Source organism: Gilliamella sp. App2-1 (assembly GCF_001690255.1).
In the GTDB taxonomy this organism is placed as follows: Bacteria; Pseudomonadota; Gammaproteobacteria; order Enterobacterales; family Orbaceae; genus Gilliamella; species Gilliamella apicola_G.
In genome coordinates, this window is record NZ_LZGR01000071.1 from 84,237 (window position 1) to 100,304 (window position 16,068).

The window sequence follows — 16,068 nt, forward strand, 5'->3', positions numbered from 1 at the left end:
TTATTGTGGATAATAATACTGAACAGAATCAAAATGTCTATTAATTTAGAACAATTAAAGCAAACACAACAGATGTTAGCTAAGAAAGTGATATTAACTGATACGTTTTGTCAGTCGATTAAATTTATTGGTGGAACCGATGTAGGCTTTGAAGATGATGGTCATGTGACGAGAGCTGCAATGGTTGTTCTTACTTATCCTGATTTTAAGGTTGTTGAATACCATATTGCTCGAATAAAAACACAGTTTCCTTATATTCCTGGTTATTTATCTTTTCGTGAGTATCCAGCACTGATCGAGGCATGGCAGCAGGTAACACAGAAACCCGATTTATTGTTCGTTGATGGACAAGGCGTTGCTCACCCTCGGCGTTTAGGTATTGCAAGTCATTTAGGTTTGTTGCTAGATATGCCAACGATTGGTGTAGCTAAAAAAAAGTTGTGTGGTCAGTATGAACCATTGCCAAAACAAGCGGGTAGTGTCACGCCGTTGCAAGATAAGCAAAAACAGATTGGTTGGGTGCTATGTAGTAAAAATAATTGCAATCCTTTATTTATTTCGGCCGGTCACCGAGTCAGCCAAGATAGCGCTTTAAAATGGGTTAATTTATGCTTGTGTGGCTATCGCTTGCCTGAACCAACGCGCTGGGCTGATGCGATTGCATCAAATAAACCTTTGTTTAAGAAGTTTATCCATGCAAAATAATCTATTACCATTAAAAAAAGGTGGTTTTACCTTTAAACGTTTTTTTGTTGGGCATGACAAAAGTCCAATGAAGGTAACAACCGATAGTTGTTTGCTAGGCGCATGGGCGCCAATTTGTTCTGTTCCGCAAAAAATACTGGATATTGGCTGTGGTTGTGGCGTAATTGCGTTGATGTTAGCTCAGCGATTAGAAGATAATCGCTGTCAAATTGATGCGATTGATATTGATGTGCAGGCAGTGACACAATGTCAGCAAAATAGCCAGCAAGCTGGGTTTACTACAGTTAACGCGATTAATATCGACATTAATCAATTTGAGCCAAGTCATGCCGTGGGCTATGATTTGATTGTGACCAATCCCCCTTATTTTGAATCCGCCGTTGATTGCCGTAATCCTCAAAGGCAATTAGCACGCTATACCGAAAGTTTAAACTTTCAACAGCTTATTGACACGGTTAAGCGTTTATTAAGCCCCGTAGGTCAATTTTGTTTAGTTTTACCTTATCATTTATCCAATCAGTTTAGGTTATTATGTGAATCTAACCAGTTATATTTACACCAATTGATGAATGTTAGATATAGTGCAGAAAAAGGTTTTTCATTGTCGTTGATGGTTTTTTCATTTATCCAACCTAATAAGGTTGATCAGCAGCAATTGTGTATGCGAGATAATGATGGGCGCTACTCTCAAGCATTTAGAACGTTATTAGCTGATTTTTATCTGTTTCGAAAATAACGTTTAGATTCTTATTTATTTTTAATTTCATAGTGACTCTAAGTTATTTGATAGTAAGTAATAAATCTTGATAAAAAGAAATTTTCATTCACACAAGTTAAAGCATAAAAGTAATGTTATATACAAATATAACTTATTATTTAAGCCGCTTGCATTCCTTTTATATATTCGTATTTTTTGCTCATATGAGGCTTTTGGAGATTGTTAAAAAGCCTCGACTAAACTATGTGATCAGATCAAGAAGTATAAAATAGCGATGATAGCTAATAGGATAATTGCAATAGCATAAACTTTGTCGTGTAAGTAACTAAATGCTGGTAAAGATCGTTCCTTTCTAGCATAGAGGTAAAAACCTAGTCCCACACTATAGAGTATCATGGAAAGTAATAAATAAGTTGTACCACCAGCATAAATCAACCATACTCCATAAATCGATCCTAAAGCGCCAATCATAATTAAATAAACTTTGCCTTGTTGAATAGCTAATTTGAAAACAAAAAGCGCCGAAAGCAAGTAGGGGATCAGCACCATTGAGGTTGATAACTGGATTAAGGTGTTGTAGCCCGATTGATAGAAATGAGCAAGGATAATTAATACCGTTATTAAGCTTGTTGTTAACCATAATGCGTTGGAAGGCGTGCCTGCTTTGTTGAGTTTACCAAAGCAACTCGGCACCGTGTGTTGTTTGCCTTGACCGCTTAAAAATAGCATTTCAGCGGCTAGCATTAGCCATGATAATAATCCGCCACTGACCGACACGATTAAGCCGAAGTTGATCAAGGTTGCACCCCAGTTACCAATGACACGTTCAATGACTAAGGCCATTGATGGGTTTTTCATTTGCGCCAGTTCTTGTTGCGGTACAATGCCAAGCGATAACACAGATACGCAAACAAGCAATAAGCTGGTAATGGCAAAGCCAAAAAAGGTAGCACGGCTAATACTGATGATATTTTTGGCTCTCGTGGCATAAATCGTTGCGCTTTCAATTCCTAAATAGACCCAAACGGTATAAAGCATGGTGTTTTCAACTTGCTCAATAATTGATCCTAATTGCGGTGTGCCCCAAAAGTCGATCTTAAATGTCGAGATTTTAAAGGCGAGGCTAACACAAACAATAAACAAACCGATGGGCACAATTTTAGCTAATGTCACTATACAATTTAATAAAAAGGCGCGATATATTCCATTCAATACAAAATAATGTACTATCCATAACAATAAAATGGCCGCAATAACCGCGGGTAATGTGGTGCCATGACCAAAGAATCTCAAGCAATCAAAAGAGCCTAATGCGCTAAATAAAATAACTAAGTAGCTAGTACACGACATCCATGCGGATATCCAGTATCCCCATGCTGCATTAAAGCCGATATAATCGCCAAAACCTTCTCGTACATAGCCGTATAATCCATCATTGATTTTGTAAAATCGGATCGATAAATACTGAAATATCCGTGTTAGCATGAACATCCCTAAAAGGGTTATTGTCCATGCAATTAAAATCCCCCCAGTCCCTGACCCTTCGGCCATGTTTTGTGGGAGACTAAAAATTCCACTTCCGACAATACTGCCAACCACCAACAGTGTGAGCGGCAGAATGCCGAGTTTTTTTCTAACAGGTGTATTCATCTTGTTGTCTTATTTATGCGGTTTAATATAATTAATATTTAATATCGATCGATTAAAAACGTAACGACATGCAACTTACGCCGCCATCTATTTTTTGATATTCAGAGGTATCCACTTCGATAATTTGGTAACCAAGCTCTGCGATTTTGCCTTTTGTTATTGGATAGCCTGCTGGCATAATAACGCGGTCATTAACCCATATACAGTTAGCTGCATAACTTTCTTGCTCAGGGATTTCAATAATATTAAGGTGTTGAAATTCGGGTTTAGTAATAAATTCGCCTGTTGCTAATAAGTTGTTATTCTCTAAATAAGCTAGACCTGTTTTTAGATGTAACACTTTTTCGAGCTTAACCACTGAACCGGTTAATCCATACTTTTCTAAAATAGCTATCATTTGGTTTGCGCCAGCTTGATTGGTTCGAGCCGATAAGCCAATGTAGTAGTGGTTTTCAACCATCATTATATCGCCCGCTTCAACTGTACCTGGTGCGTTAATTCTTTCCACTTTATTTGGATAAAATCTTTCGATGGTGTCAGCGATAATTTCAGTTTCTCCCCTGCGGCTTTCGGCTCCAGGTCTTGTAATAATGGCACAATATGGCGTGCAAAGTACGGCATCTTCAACAAAGACTGAATCAGGAAAACGTTCATCGGCGGGTAAAATGGTGATATCAACATCGCACTGCTGTAATGCACGAATATAATTGTTATGTTGATCTAAGGCTTTTTGATAATCAGGTTTACCCAAGTTAGCTGACGTTAAACCGTTAATAAGTGATTTAGCGGGGGTTCTTGCAATAATATGGTTAAATTTTTTCATTTTATTTCCTTTTAAATAATTATGCTTTATTGGTGAATAATAATTCACATTTGAGGCTTTATCAAGCTAGAAAATGTGTTTTTATTCGTTTTAGTGAGTTTTTATTGATTTGTTATTTTGATTAATACATCTGAATTTAGATGAAGTGAGGAGTACATATCTATTTTTTGTATGCAATGAAAATAATTTACTGGTTTTATTTTAGAAAGGAAAACAAATTAAAGGTACTTAAAATGAAAAAAGGGCACCAAGCGTGCCCTTAATAATAATCATTATTCGCCGTCAAAATTAACTAAAGTAAAGCAATCAATCCCCATATCCGTTAACTTGGATTTGCCACCTAAATCGGGTAAGTTGATCACAAATGCGGCATTTTCGGCAATACCACCAGCTTTACGAATTAAATTAGCTGTTGCGGCGATCGTTCCACCAGTAGCAAGTAAATCATCAATAATTAATACTCGTTCACCCGGTTTAATGGCATCTGTGTGAATTTCTAATGTGTCTGTACCGTACTCAAGTTGATATTCTTCTTTAAATACGTGACGAGGTAATTTATTAGGTTTACGAACAGGAATAAAACCTACACCCAATGCGAGCGCAATTGGTGCTGCAAAAATAAAGCCTCGAGCTTCTGTGCCTACTACTTTGTCAATTTTTTTATTACGATAATGTTCAATTAATAATTCAACAGTAGTTTTAAATGCAATAGGATCAGCAAGTAAACTGGTGATATCACGAAACAAAACCCCTTCTTTTGGGTAATTGGGAATGGTAAGAATGCTGTCTTTAATTAATGCAAGTTTTTCTTGTAACTGATTCATTTAAATGCTCTCTAAGTCTTTTCTATAAGAGTTGCTAATTTTTCATTATATACCTGCAAACTTTTTAGTTGCAATAAAGAAACCGTAATATCATACTGAAAACCAGCAATTCTTGTAAGTTAATATGTTAGTGTCATTAGCCTTTATAGTAATTAATATTATAAATAATACCATGTCGTAAAAAATACTTTTTAAACACTTTATGTTTTTTACAGTTTTTTACAGTTTTTTACAAAAGCATTTTATTTTGATTTGAGTGATTCTTTTCATGTTCAATTAACCAGCGTTTTCTTTCTAATCCTCCGCCATACCCCATTAATTCACCATTTGATCCAATAACCCGGTGACAAGGTATGATAATTGCGACTCGATTACACCCATTTGCGTTTGCAACTGCACGTATAGCATGTGGATTATTGATGTTTTCTGCTTGTGCTTTATAAGTAGTTAGTTTTCCATAGGGGATTTGTTTTAAACAGTCCCAAACGGTTTGCTGAAAATCCGTTCCAGGGGTATGCAAATTGACATTAAAATGTTGTCTTTTTCCTTGAAAGTACTCACTAAGTTCTTCTTTGGCTTGTTTTATATGTTTGTTATCTCCAAAAATTATCTGCAATTTTAACTGTCTTTGCAACTGTTCGAATTCGGTTTCTAACATTCGTCTGTCGACAAATTCTAATAAGCAGATCCCTTGATTAGTGGAACATATAAACATAGGGCCTAATGGTGTTGTTAAGCGATTAATTAGGATAATGTCTTGGTTAATGCTCATTAATGGGGCATTTTTGGTGATTTTTTTATAGGTATATCCAAAGCCACTTAAAGATTCATACCCTGTATCATAAGCGGTATTGATGACATTTTTGCCGACTTTAAGCTCTTGAAAGGCATGATTAATTCGATACATTCTTTGGTAGGATTGGAAAGTGATACCATAGTGTTTTTTGAACCAACGTCTAACTGTTTCGGGACTTATTTGATGTTCTTTTAATCGTGTATCCGATATTTTTGTTTTGGAATTTTGTGTAATTAATGCGATAGCTTTAACGACTTCTGGCGGTGCTTCATTTGCGTTTTCAGTTGGTTTACAAATTTTACAAGGGCGATATCCTGCATCAAGGGCTTCTTTAAAAGTGCTAAAAAATTCTACATTTTCAAATTTTGGTTTTTTTGCTCGGCAAGTTGCAATACAAAATATCGATGTTGTTTTGACGCCAGCGTAGAATACCCCAATATAGTGCTGATCCTTTACTAGTAAAGCTTGATAGTATTGTTTTATTTTGTCGACATTGGTAATAAGCATAATTTTTAAAGGTCTCAATTTTAGTTAATTTAATAACTGAGTGATCAGCAATCCGGTTAGCATATTAAATAAACACGAAACGTTGCAACCGAAAAAAAGACAACTATTTTTTATTTTGTTGTTTAGTCTGATTTGGGCTTAAATATTATTGATGATCGCAAGATTAGCGCGTGGCACAAATGGAGTTTATTGAATATTTAAACATTGGCATTATTTATAAAAAACCTTAACCATATTAATAATATTTTTTGATTAGGTTTTTTTTAATTTGCGTATAAAGGTGAAGAGTTTAATGATTTAGCCACAACACTATGGATTGAGAGTGTTTTAAGTTTGTCTTGAATGGTTAATGCTTGCTGTTTTGATTCACATTGTGTAAAAACACATGCACCGGTCCCAGTTAACCGGGTAACACCATATTGTGAAAGATAAGCAATGATACTGTCTACTTTAGGGTAACGTTTTCGAACAACGCTTTCACAATCGTTTTTCAATTCGTTAAACGGCAATGAAAGCAAATCAGTGATGTTTTGGACCGGTGTGTCACGAGTTAGTTCAGGATCATTAAAAATTTTAACTGTAGATATTTCAATATTAGGGTAAGTAACTAGGTACCAATATTCTGGTATATCTACAGGCTGAAATTGATCACCAATTCCTTCGGCAAAAGCAGCGTGTCCATAAATAAAAATAGGGACATCGGCACCAATTTTTCGTCCTATGTTCATTAATGTTTCAGTTGATAAGTTAAGTTGCCATAACTGATTAAGTGCCACTAATACTGTTGCTGCATTGGACGATGCGCCGCCCAATCCCCCCCCCATTGGGATCTTTTTATCAATTGTGATATCCACACCTAAATTATTGCGATTGGTATAAGTTTTTAATTGTTCAGCAGCAATAACCATTAAGTTTTTATTAGTCGGTATGTTTGCAAAATCGGTTAATAAGTTAATTTTATTATCTTTACGCACGCTAAACGTTACAGTGTCACAATAATCAATAAATTGAAACAACGTTTGTAAATTATGATACTTGTCAGCACGACGACCAGTAATATATAAAAATAAATTTAATTTAGCAGGTGATAACCACTGTTTCATCACTATTTTCCGTTATCGTAAAATCCAGTCACTAATTTTTAATCGAACAACTTTGTCATCATGCATAAGTTCGATTGTAGCAGGCAAATCAATCTTTTGATTTTTATAGGTATAAGTTGCGTAACTTGGAATTTTTAATGTCCATTTATTATTGTTTTGCATAAATACGGTTGAAACTAATCGTCCAAAATTGTCTAATTTGTCAGTATAGATATTGTCTGAAAATCCTTTTAGCCAATTGTGTAACGAATTCAGTGGGATATTTACGTTAGATATTTTTTTCATGAGATTTTCAACATTGGCATCTTGGTAACTTCCACCATGTCTATCAATCAATTGAGCAGAATTAGGCTCGGCTTTTAAGGTTAGAATATTGGTACCGACGGGGGTGGTCAATTTGACTTGATAATTATCGGTTGATTGTTGAGTTATTAAAAATCGTCCATAACTACGCGATTTATCACTTATATAAGCGATACTACCTTTCACTTGAAAAGCGTTTATTTGTTTTAGATTTTGTTGATGAACTTGCCATTGTTGTTCAATTGAAGCGGTACTTTGAGATTTTGTTGCTTGGCAAGCTGTGATAAATAAAGATAGCATGACAATAAAAGCATATTTAATTTTAGACATGAAATAACTCTTTAATTGATAGTGTATGTGCCAATGATAGCAGTATTATAACTGATAATCGTCTAAATAAGAAAAAGAACCTTTAGTGTTTTTTATGTATAATATAGGCTTAAGCACGTTTAACAAAATAGTATATATTTAATATAACTTTTAAAAAAAGAAGTACTGCAATGTCAATTATAATTTTTGGTGTTAATCATAAATCTGCGCCAGTCGCTTTAAGGGAAAGGCTTGCTTTTCCTACTGAGATTGTTGATAAAGCGCTATATAGCTTATACCAACATCCTTTGGTTGAAGGGTGCGTGATTTTGTCTACTTGTAATCGAACAGAAATTTATCTGAGTTATGAACATCAAACCGATGACCTAAGATTAAAACAATCAGTTGAAAATTGGTTAGGGCAATTTCATCATATTGATATTGAGTTATACCGAAATTCACTTTATTGGTATGACGGTCAACAAGCCGTTGAACATTTGATGTCTGTGGCTAGCGGTTTGGACTCTATGATTATTGGTGAGCCACAAATTCTTGGGCAAGTTAAGCAGGCATATAGTTTTGCGCAAAAACAAAACTGTTTATCTGTCCAACTAAAAAAATTATTTCAAACAGTATTTCATGTGGCAAAAGTTGTCCGCAGTGAAACCAATATAGGTGCTAATACGGCATCTGTCGCTTATGCCGCTTGTTTAGTTGCTCGTCATCTTTTTGTTGATACTTCTAGTTTAAACATTATGCTTGTCGGAGCAGGGGAAACGATAGAGCTTATCTCGCGCTACTTAAAACCGCATGGATTTAATCAAGTGATTATTGCCAATCGTACCCGTGAAAAGGCATTAAAACTTGCGGCTGGTATCGATGCAGAAATCATTTCATTGCCGGATATTGCTAATCGACTTAAAGATGTTGATATTGTGATTAGTTCAACAGCGAGCCCTTTACCTATCATAGGTAAAGGTATGGTTGAACGCACCTTACGTGCTAGAAATTATTGCAAGATGCTATTTATTGATTTAGCTGTTCCCCGCGATGTCGAGGAAGAGGTTAATCAGCTGGAGAATGTGCATCTTTATACTATTGATGATTTACACAAAACGGTTGAAAATAATTTAGAGCAACGCGCTATTGCCGCTAAAGAAGCACAATATCTTATTCAAGAGCAAGCTGAACTTTTCATTGATTGGCTTAAGACAAGACATGCAGTTGCTTATGTTAAGCAGTATCGTCGTAATGCGGAAAGTATTAAGCGTGAATTAGAAATAAAAGCCTTAAATGCTATTAAGCAAGGCGCTAATATTGACGATGTTTTTACTGAGTTTTCCCATCGTTTAACTAATAAATTAATCCACGCACCGACTCAAACACTATTTCATGCAGCTACACATGATTGTGCTGACTGTTTTAAAGTGCTTAGTAAAGGTTTGGGTTTAAAAGAACATTAGTCAACGTGTAACTTTACCTAAAAGTTGAGAAATAATTGGAGCAGATTGAACTTTTTGATATCTCAAGCCCTTGTAAACGGGTTTGCGAAACTGATAAAAAAGGCTATTGTATTACCTGTTATCGCTCAAGAGAAGAGAGATTTAAATGGTTAACCTTGAGTGATAGCCAAAAGCGAGAAGTTTTACGTTTATGCAAACAGCGGGCGTTAAGGCGCCGTTATCTATTATCACAACAACAACCACAATTAAATCCAACCACTTCACAATTTGATCTTAATTTCTGAAATCTACTTATCTATTTTTAATTGTATATTGTAATCTTGTTTAACTAAGAGTAGGATTTTTTATACATATAAAGATGGCAATTATTGAGTCACCTTTTTAAATTTTATTGGAATTTAGAATATGAAAATGTGTATTGCTTGCGGCATGCCAATGACGGTTATTGCTGATTATCCATTGCTTGATATGTCTAAAAGCTATTGTAAACATTGTGCTCATAAAGATGGCACAATGAAAACATTTGACGAAAAATGGCATGAAGTCACATTACAATATGCTAAAAATCACAATATTGATAAGGCAATAGCTAAGCAAACAGCTTATATCATCCTTAAAAAATTACCCGCATGGAAATCTAGATGGTAGCTTGTTTTTTAGGCATATAAAGCACTTTGCGATAATACTTGTTGCAGATATTACAAAGCTAAGTATAATGCTTAACGTTTACTTATTTACACGTGTAATGCCAGTGTGGCGAAATTGGTAGACGCAGCGGATTCAAAATCCGCCGCCCTTAAAAGCGTGTCGGTTCGAGTCCGACCACTGGCACCAATTCCCAAAAAAAGCACCAGCTAAAAGCTGGTTTTTTTATGTCCAAAATCTCATCAAGGCAGGATTCTACAATATTTAGCTGTTAACTGATTCTACCAAAATCAATTCCAATTGACCCAAATCGATCACAAAACTGAACGTGATAGCGTAATCATTGATCTAAATAAACGATCAATAAGCATTGATTGATCGAAAATATCGATATGACAATGTTCCTCTATTCATTAATAATTAAATAAAAATAATAATTCTTTTTTATTTCTTGTTCCGTAGATTGGAAAAACAATTTGATAATTTAACGCATAATTAAAATATAACGCGTGGGTGTAAAAGCCATCGGATTTTTGTTCAGATAAAGCATAAAGTTCTATTTGTGAATTTAGTTAATACTATATTTACGAAAAATTATATTACTTTATAAGAATTAACTGATTAAAAATAACGCAATGTTTCTATTTTGGGAAAGGGTTATAATAGGGAAATAGATGATGGGTAGGAAGAAAGATTCAAATGTTAGTGCCGGACAAAAACTGTTGAAAATGTATCACATTTTGCTATCAGATAATAAACCGCATTATCAATCAGATTTAGCTGAAATACTAAACTGTTCTGCTAAAACAGTCACAGAAAAAATCGTTAACAGATCAAGAAAAAAAATCATTAGAAAAGTTAGAAAATAAAGAAAAAGCAAACTTTAATAAAATGCTTGAAATAGACAAAAAAGCACGGGCTAAATACGAGAGAACTGTCAATATAGCCTATTATACTAGCAGTAAGTTTGCTAAAGATGTCGCTCTTAATGGTGCATTATCGAGTGTAACCACTACTGTTACTAATATATTTTTCACTACGCAAAAAATGCTTGGAAAAATGATTCGGGGGAAATGTGGGGGCATATAACGGTAGCTATAAAATTAATCTTTTTCAACCCTAATTCATTGCCTTTAGGTCAATTAGTTAAAGAAGTAAGTAAAATTATTAGTGCTGGAATTTCCGTTGTTTGTGGTACTGCTATTTATAGTATCTGTTCACAATTATTTGCTTTTCCATTTGGCACTGAGTTATCTGCATTTTGTAGCGCACTAGCTACTGGTATTTTAACCACTATCTAGATAGAGGGGCTCTTCCTCAAAAGATTTGGGCATTTTTAGATAAATTTAAGGATAAATACGAAAGAACACTCGATTTTTTTAGAGCTGTAAATGCTGAATTAGATAATTATTTAAAAGAATTGGCAAGGCTAGAGTTCAATATGGATACACAACAATTAGCGTCGTTTACATTGCATCTTACCACAACCAATAATGAACTAGAACGCAGCTTTCTGTTAAAAGAAGAAGTAAAACGCCGCGGCATTAAATTACCATTTGAAGCTGGCAATTTAGAATCAGTGTATTCATGGATAAAATCACTATGAGCAATTTGCCTCCATTTCCTTGTTATCAATGTGGAGCTTGTTGTTGCAATGTTAATCGCTCGCAAGAAACACAATTTCTGGATAGTGGTAATGGGGTATGTCGTTATTATGACCATCAAACAAAATTATGTACCATTTATGAAACAAGGCTAGATATTTGTTGTGTAGATAAACAATATCAGCTCAATTATAAAGATAAATATAGTTGGGTTGAGTTTATCGAGATAAATACTATTGCATGCAAAATATTGAATTCGAAAACTTAGTTGTAAAAGATTGCCATTTAGATGTATGTGTTTGTATTCGGGTTATAGATAAAGGCAATGACATAAATAAAAATACAGTATAGCTAATTGCATCAGTTAAAAATCACAATATCTGGGGAAAATTATATATGTTACCCGTTGCTATTTTGCATCCTTATATTGTTAAGAAATTATTTGAAAATACAAAATAATAAGTCTGTTATCATAAATAGCTTATCAATTTGCAATGGGCATGCCAGCTTTATTGCATAATATAGTGATGTGATTAATTTCAAATCTATAAATAAAATATAAAAACATCCTGCTTAAATTAAAATTTTTAGCTTTTATTGCGTTTATTTTATGAACAGATTTTATTTTTCATAAACATTTGATACTATTTAATCAATACAATCAATTAGCCTATAACGAGTTGTTATTTCGTTAAGATTTATTATGAATCTTTTAAAACAATAAGGTGTTATATGAAAAATATAAGCAGGAAATCGGTTGTTATTGCAGTTGTTATTGTTGCCGTCATGTTTATTTTATGGCAACAATTAAAAACAGAAGGCTATGGTAAAGGTTTTATTAGTGGCAATGGGCGCATTGAAGCGACCGAGATCAATATTTCGACTAAATTAGCTGGCAGAATTGAAAAAATTAACGTTGATGAAGGCGATTTTGTTAAAGCTGGTCAGTCGCTAGTCATTATGCAAACTGACACTTTACAGGCACAATTAAACGAAGCACAGGCGCAATATGGGCAAGCAATCAGTAATGAGATCAGCGCTCAAGCTCAAGTTGAATTAAAAATGAGCGATAAAGTTGCTGCTCAAGCCGGTGTGAGTCAACGAGAAAGCGATTTAGATATTGCATCTAAACATTTACAACGAACTACCGCTCTTTATCATAAAGGCGCAATATCTATTCAACAATTCGATGATGATACCGCTAAATTTAATAGCGCTAAAGCTGCGTTAGATTCAGCAAAATCTCAAGTTACAGCGGCTGATTCTGCAATTGCCGTGGCTCAGGCAGGTGTTGATAGCGCTAAAGCAGCTATTAATGTTGCTAGTGCTAATATAAGACAAATTCAAGCTGATATTGATGATAGTACTTTAATTGCGCCTGTTGATGGCCGTATTCAATATCGCATTGCTCAGTTAGGCGAAGTTTTACCGTCGGGCGGTAAAGTACTAAATCTAGTTAATCTGTATGATGTTTATTTAACTTTCTTTTTACCTGAAACTGTCGCGGGTAAGGTGGCTATTGGTGATGAAGTCAGGCTCATTTTAGACGCACTACCTGATAAAGCGATTTTAGCTAAAATTTCGTTTGTTTCAAGCGTTGCCCAATTTACGCCCAAAACCGTTGAAACAAAAGATGAACGTCAAAAATTAATGTTTAGAGTTAAAGCACAATTAAGCCCTGAATTATTAAAATGTTATATTACTCAAGTTAAAACAGGTTTACCAGGTGTGGCTTGGGTTAAACTTGATCCTAACATGCCATGGCCAGCTGGCTTATCTGATATTGCAAAATGTCCAACCGAATAATTGGAGATAGTAAATGTCAGATTCAGACAATAAGAATTTAGTTTTATTAAACGAAGCTAAATCCATTGATGATGCAGTGGTAAAAGTAAGCAATGTCACACTGCATTATAAAAAAAATTGTGCGCTCAATAATATTAATTTAGCCATTCCACCGCGATGCATGGTGGGTTTTATTGGGCCTGATGGCGTGGGTAAATCGAGCTTATTATCGCTGATTGCTGGTGCGCATGTTATTCAAGAAGGCTTAGTGTATGTTTTAGATGGTGATATGAAAGATAAGTCGCACCGTAAAAATGTTTGTACACGCATTGCATATATGCCTCAAGGGTTAGGTAAAAACCTTTATCCTACTTTATCCGTTGAAGAAAATTTGCAATTTTTTGCTCGTTTGTTTGGTAATGATGCGGCTGAGCGTCGTCGCCGTATTGATGAATTAACGCGTAGTACTGGATTGTATCCATTTTTATCAAGACCAGCAGGGCGGTTATCTGGTGGTATGAAGCAAAAGGTTAGCTTATGTTCTGCGCTAATTCATGATCCGGACTTGTTAATTCTTGATGAGCCCACAACGGGAGTCGATCCACTTTCCAGAGCCCAATTTTGGCAGTTAATTAACAAAATTCGTAAACAAAGACCGCAAATGAGTGTGATTGTGGCAACCGCCTATATGGATGAAGCCCAAAACTTTGATTGGTTGGTTGCGATGTATGGCGGTAAAATTCTTGAAACTGGTACACCAAAATCCTTACTAGCTAAGACAGGAAAAGATAATTTAGATGATGCATTTATTCAGCTCATGCCAGAAAGCGCTAGACAAGGTTATCAAACTGTCGAAATTCCACCCTTAGATCTTAATAAAGATTTGCAAATAGCGATAGAAGCAAAAGATTTAACAAAACAATTTGGTAATTTTATTGCAGTTGATCATGTTAATTTTTCAATTAGACAAGGTGAAATATTTGGCTTTTTAGGCTCAAATGGCTGTGGTAAATCCACCACCATGAAAATGTTAACCGGTTTATTACCGATTTCGTCAGGTGAGGCATGGTTATTTGGTAAGCAAGTTGATGCTAGTGATATTAATGTTAGACGTCATTTAGGCTATATGTCTCAAGCATTTTCTTTATATAGTGAGTTAACAGTCAAACAAAATTTAGTTCTACATGCGCGTCTGTTTGGTATTGAAGAAAGTAAAATACCTGCTCGTGTTGAAGAATTACTGAAACGTTTTGGTTTAGAACAAGACGCAGAAAATCTGCCCGATAGTTTACCTTTAGGGGTAAAGCAACGGCTTTCATTGTCAGTTGCTGTTGTGCATAATCCGCAAATTCTTATCCTTGATGAGCCAACATCAGGCGTTGACCCCATTGCTCGCGATGATTTTTGGCGTTTAATTATCGAACTTTCTAGAAAAGATAAAGTAACGGTGTTTATCACAACTCACTTTATGAATGAGGCCGCAAGATGCGATAGAATTTCATTAATGCATGCGGGTAAAGTATTAGCAAGCGATACACCAGATAACATTATCAGCTCCAAAAATGCTAAAACACTAGAAGAGGCCTTTATTAACTATCTTGTTGATGCAGGGGCCGATGATAGCAATACAGAAGAACACTCTATTGAATCACCAAAAGAAATACGCAATCAAGCAACAAAAACATTACCAAATCATCACCGTCAAGGATTTAGCCTTACCCGTATGATAGGTTGTCTATGGCGTGAGACTCTTGAATTATCTCGCGATCCTTTGCGAGCATTATTAGCGTTATTAGGCTCAGCAATTTTAATGTTGGTTATGGGATATGGCATTACGATGGATGTTGAAGATCTCCGCTTTGCGGTGCTTGATCGCGATCAAAGTATGATCAGCCAAAATTATACTCTAAATTTGTCAGGCTCTAAACGTTATTTTATTGAAAGGACACCTATCACTGATTATAACGATATGGATGCGCGGTTACGCAGTAATGACATTGCTTTAGCGATTGAAATTCCACCAAATTTTGGCCGTGACATACAACGAGGCGATCCCGTTGATATTGCCATTTGGATTGATGGGGCAATGCCACTACGTGCCGAAACAATCAAAGGCTATGTGCAAGGCATGCATCTTGCTTGGTTAAGTGAAAAAGTAAAAGAAGTAACCGGAAAATCCTCAACTAGCTTGGCAAATATAGAAACAAGATACCGCTATAATCCTGATATCAAAAGCTTACCTTCCATGGTGCCGGCGGTAATACCTATTTTATTATTAATGATTCCATCAATGTTAGCGGCTTTGTCGGTCGTGCGTGAAAAAGAGATGGGATCGATTATCAATTTATATGTAACACCAGTATCTAAAGCTGAATTTTTGCTAGGCAAACAAGTACCTTATATCATTATTTCTATGTTTAGCTTTTTATTATTGTTATTTATGGCAATCACCATTTTTGGTGTGCCTGTAAAAGGAAGCTTGTTTACTTTGTGCTTAGCTGCATTTGCTTATTGTATTATTTCAACGGGTTTCGGTCTGTTGGCTTCGACGGTCACCCGTAGCCAAATTGCCGTTATCTTTTTAACTTGTGTTGGTACAATGCTACCAGCAATTCAATTTTCGGGATTGCTCAACCCTGTCGCATCTTTAGAAGGTGGCGGTCGCTATATTGGAGAAGTATATCCAACAACGCATATGCTAATTATTGCTCGTGGTGTGTTTAATAAAGCGCTTGGTTTTATCGATCTACATAATTCAATATTTGCTTTATTGGTCACAATCCCTATTGTGTTGGGTGCCAGTATTTTTCTTCTTAAAAAACAAGAAGGATAG

General features: G+C 35.3%; 15 protein-coding genes and 1 tRNA gene. 10 read left to right on the top strand and 6 right to left on the bottom strand.

The features are described 5' to 3' along the window. Positions 1-33 precede the first annotated feature (33 nt). The gene (gene nfi, locus A9G22_RS09520; RefSeq protein WP_141670041.1) at positions 34-705 is read left to right on the top strand and encodes a deoxyribonuclease V; all 672 of its coding nucleotides are present in this window, start codon (positions 34-36) and stop codon (positions 703-705) included. Beyond that, positions 695-1,441, top strand: coding sequence for a tRNA1(Val) (adenine(37)-N6)-methyltransferase (locus A9G22_RS09525; protein ID WP_075508779.1), 747 nt, complete (start codon positions 695-697; stop codon positions 1,439-1,441). The genes nfi and A9G22_RS09525 overlap by 11 nt, the downstream gene beginning before the upstream one ends. Before the next feature lie 231 nt (positions 1,442-1,672). Here the strand turns inward: A9G22_RS09525 and A9G22_RS09530 are convergent, their stop codons facing one another. The 6 genes from A9G22_RS09530 to lolB form a co-directional block, all read right to left on the bottom strand. Beyond that, positions 1,673-3,073, bottom strand: coding sequence for a basic amino acid/polyamine antiporter (locus A9G22_RS09530; RefSeq protein WP_075508780.1), 1,401 nt, complete (start codon positions 3,071-3,073; stop codon positions 1,673-1,675). A 52-nt stretch (positions 3,074-3,125) separates the two neighbouring features. Then, positions 3,126-3,896: a dimethylargininase gene (ddaH, locus tag A9G22_RS09535; protein ID WP_075508781.1), complete on the bottom strand. Its 771-nt coding sequence runs from the start codon at positions 3,894-3,896 to the stop codon at positions 3,126-3,128. A 272-nt stretch (positions 3,897-4,168) separates the two neighbouring features. Then, positions 4,169-4,720, bottom strand: coding sequence for an adenine phosphoribosyltransferase (apt, locus tag A9G22_RS09540; protein WP_065587320.1), 552 nt, complete (start codon positions 4,718-4,720; stop codon positions 4,169-4,171). A 229-nt stretch (positions 4,721-4,949) separates the two neighbouring features. Next, positions 4,950-6,023, bottom strand: coding sequence for a bifunctional transcriptional activator/DNA repair enzyme AdaA (locus tag A9G22_RS09545; RefSeq protein ID WP_065587321.1), 1,074 nt, complete (start codon positions 6,021-6,023; stop codon positions 4,950-4,952). A gap of 263 nt (positions 6,024-6,286) precedes the next feature. Further along, positions 6,287-7,129, bottom strand: coding sequence for a 4-(cytidine 5'-diphospho)-2-C-methyl-D-erythritol kinase (ispE, locus tag A9G22_RS09550; protein ID WP_065587322.1), 843 nt, complete (start codon positions 7,127-7,129; stop codon positions 6,287-6,289). A gap of 9 nt (positions 7,130-7,138) precedes the next feature. Next, the gene (gene lolB / locus A9G22_RS09555) at positions 7,139-7,759 is read right to left on the bottom strand and encodes a lipoprotein insertase outer membrane protein LolB (RefSeq protein WP_065587323.1); all 621 of its coding nucleotides are present in this window, start codon (positions 7,757-7,759) and stop codon (positions 7,139-7,141) included. A 170-nt stretch (positions 7,760-7,929) separates the two neighbouring features. Between lolB and hemA the strand changes: the two genes are divergently transcribed. From hemA to rbbA, 8 genes are all read left to right on the top strand, one after another. Continuing rightward, the gene (hemA, locus tag A9G22_RS09560) at positions 7,930-9,201 is read left to right on the top strand and encodes a glutamyl-tRNA reductase (RefSeq protein ID WP_065587324.1); all 1,272 of its coding nucleotides are present in this window, start codon (positions 7,930-7,932) and stop codon (positions 9,199-9,201) included. A 35-nt stretch (positions 9,202-9,236) separates the two neighbouring features. After that, positions 9,237-9,485: a DUF1289 domain-containing protein gene (locus tag A9G22_RS09565; RefSeq protein ID WP_065587325.1), complete on the top strand. Its 249-nt coding sequence runs from the start codon at positions 9,237-9,239 to the stop codon at positions 9,483-9,485. A 121-nt stretch (positions 9,486-9,606) separates the two neighbouring features. Further along, entirely contained in the window at positions 9,607-9,849 is a 243-nt protein-coding gene (locus tag A9G22_RS09570) for a zinc ribbon domain-containing protein (protein WP_065587326.1), read from the top strand. A 99-nt stretch (positions 9,850-9,948) separates the two neighbouring features. Continuing rightward, a tRNA-Leu gene (locus tag A9G22_RS09575) sits at positions 9,949-10,035 on the top strand. 884 nt (positions 10,036-10,919) lie between these two features. Further along, entirely contained in the window at positions 10,920-11,147 is a 228-nt protein-coding gene (locus A9G22_RS09590; protein WP_065587329.1) for a hypothetical protein, read from the top strand. A 140-nt stretch (positions 11,148-11,287) separates the two neighbouring features. Next, positions 11,288-11,452 carry a hypothetical protein gene (locus tag A9G22_RS11425; RefSeq protein ID WP_176700262.1) on the top strand — a complete coding sequence of 55 codons (165 nt, stop codon included), beginning with the start codon at positions 11,288-11,290 and terminating at the stop codon, positions 11,450-11,452. A gap of 730 nt (positions 11,453-12,182) precedes the next feature. Beyond that, a complete protein-coding gene (locus A9G22_RS09600) occupies positions 12,183-13,256 on the top strand; it encodes an HlyD family secretion protein (protein WP_065587331.1) in 1,074 nt (357 codons plus the stop codon). Between the two features lie 13 nt (positions 13,257-13,269). After that, positions 13,270-16,068 (top strand): ribosome-associated ATPase/putative transporter RbbA, encoded by a 2,799-nt coding sequence (gene rbbA / locus A9G22_RS09605; protein WP_065587332.1) that lies wholly within the window; start codon positions 13,270-13,272, stop codon positions 16,066-16,068.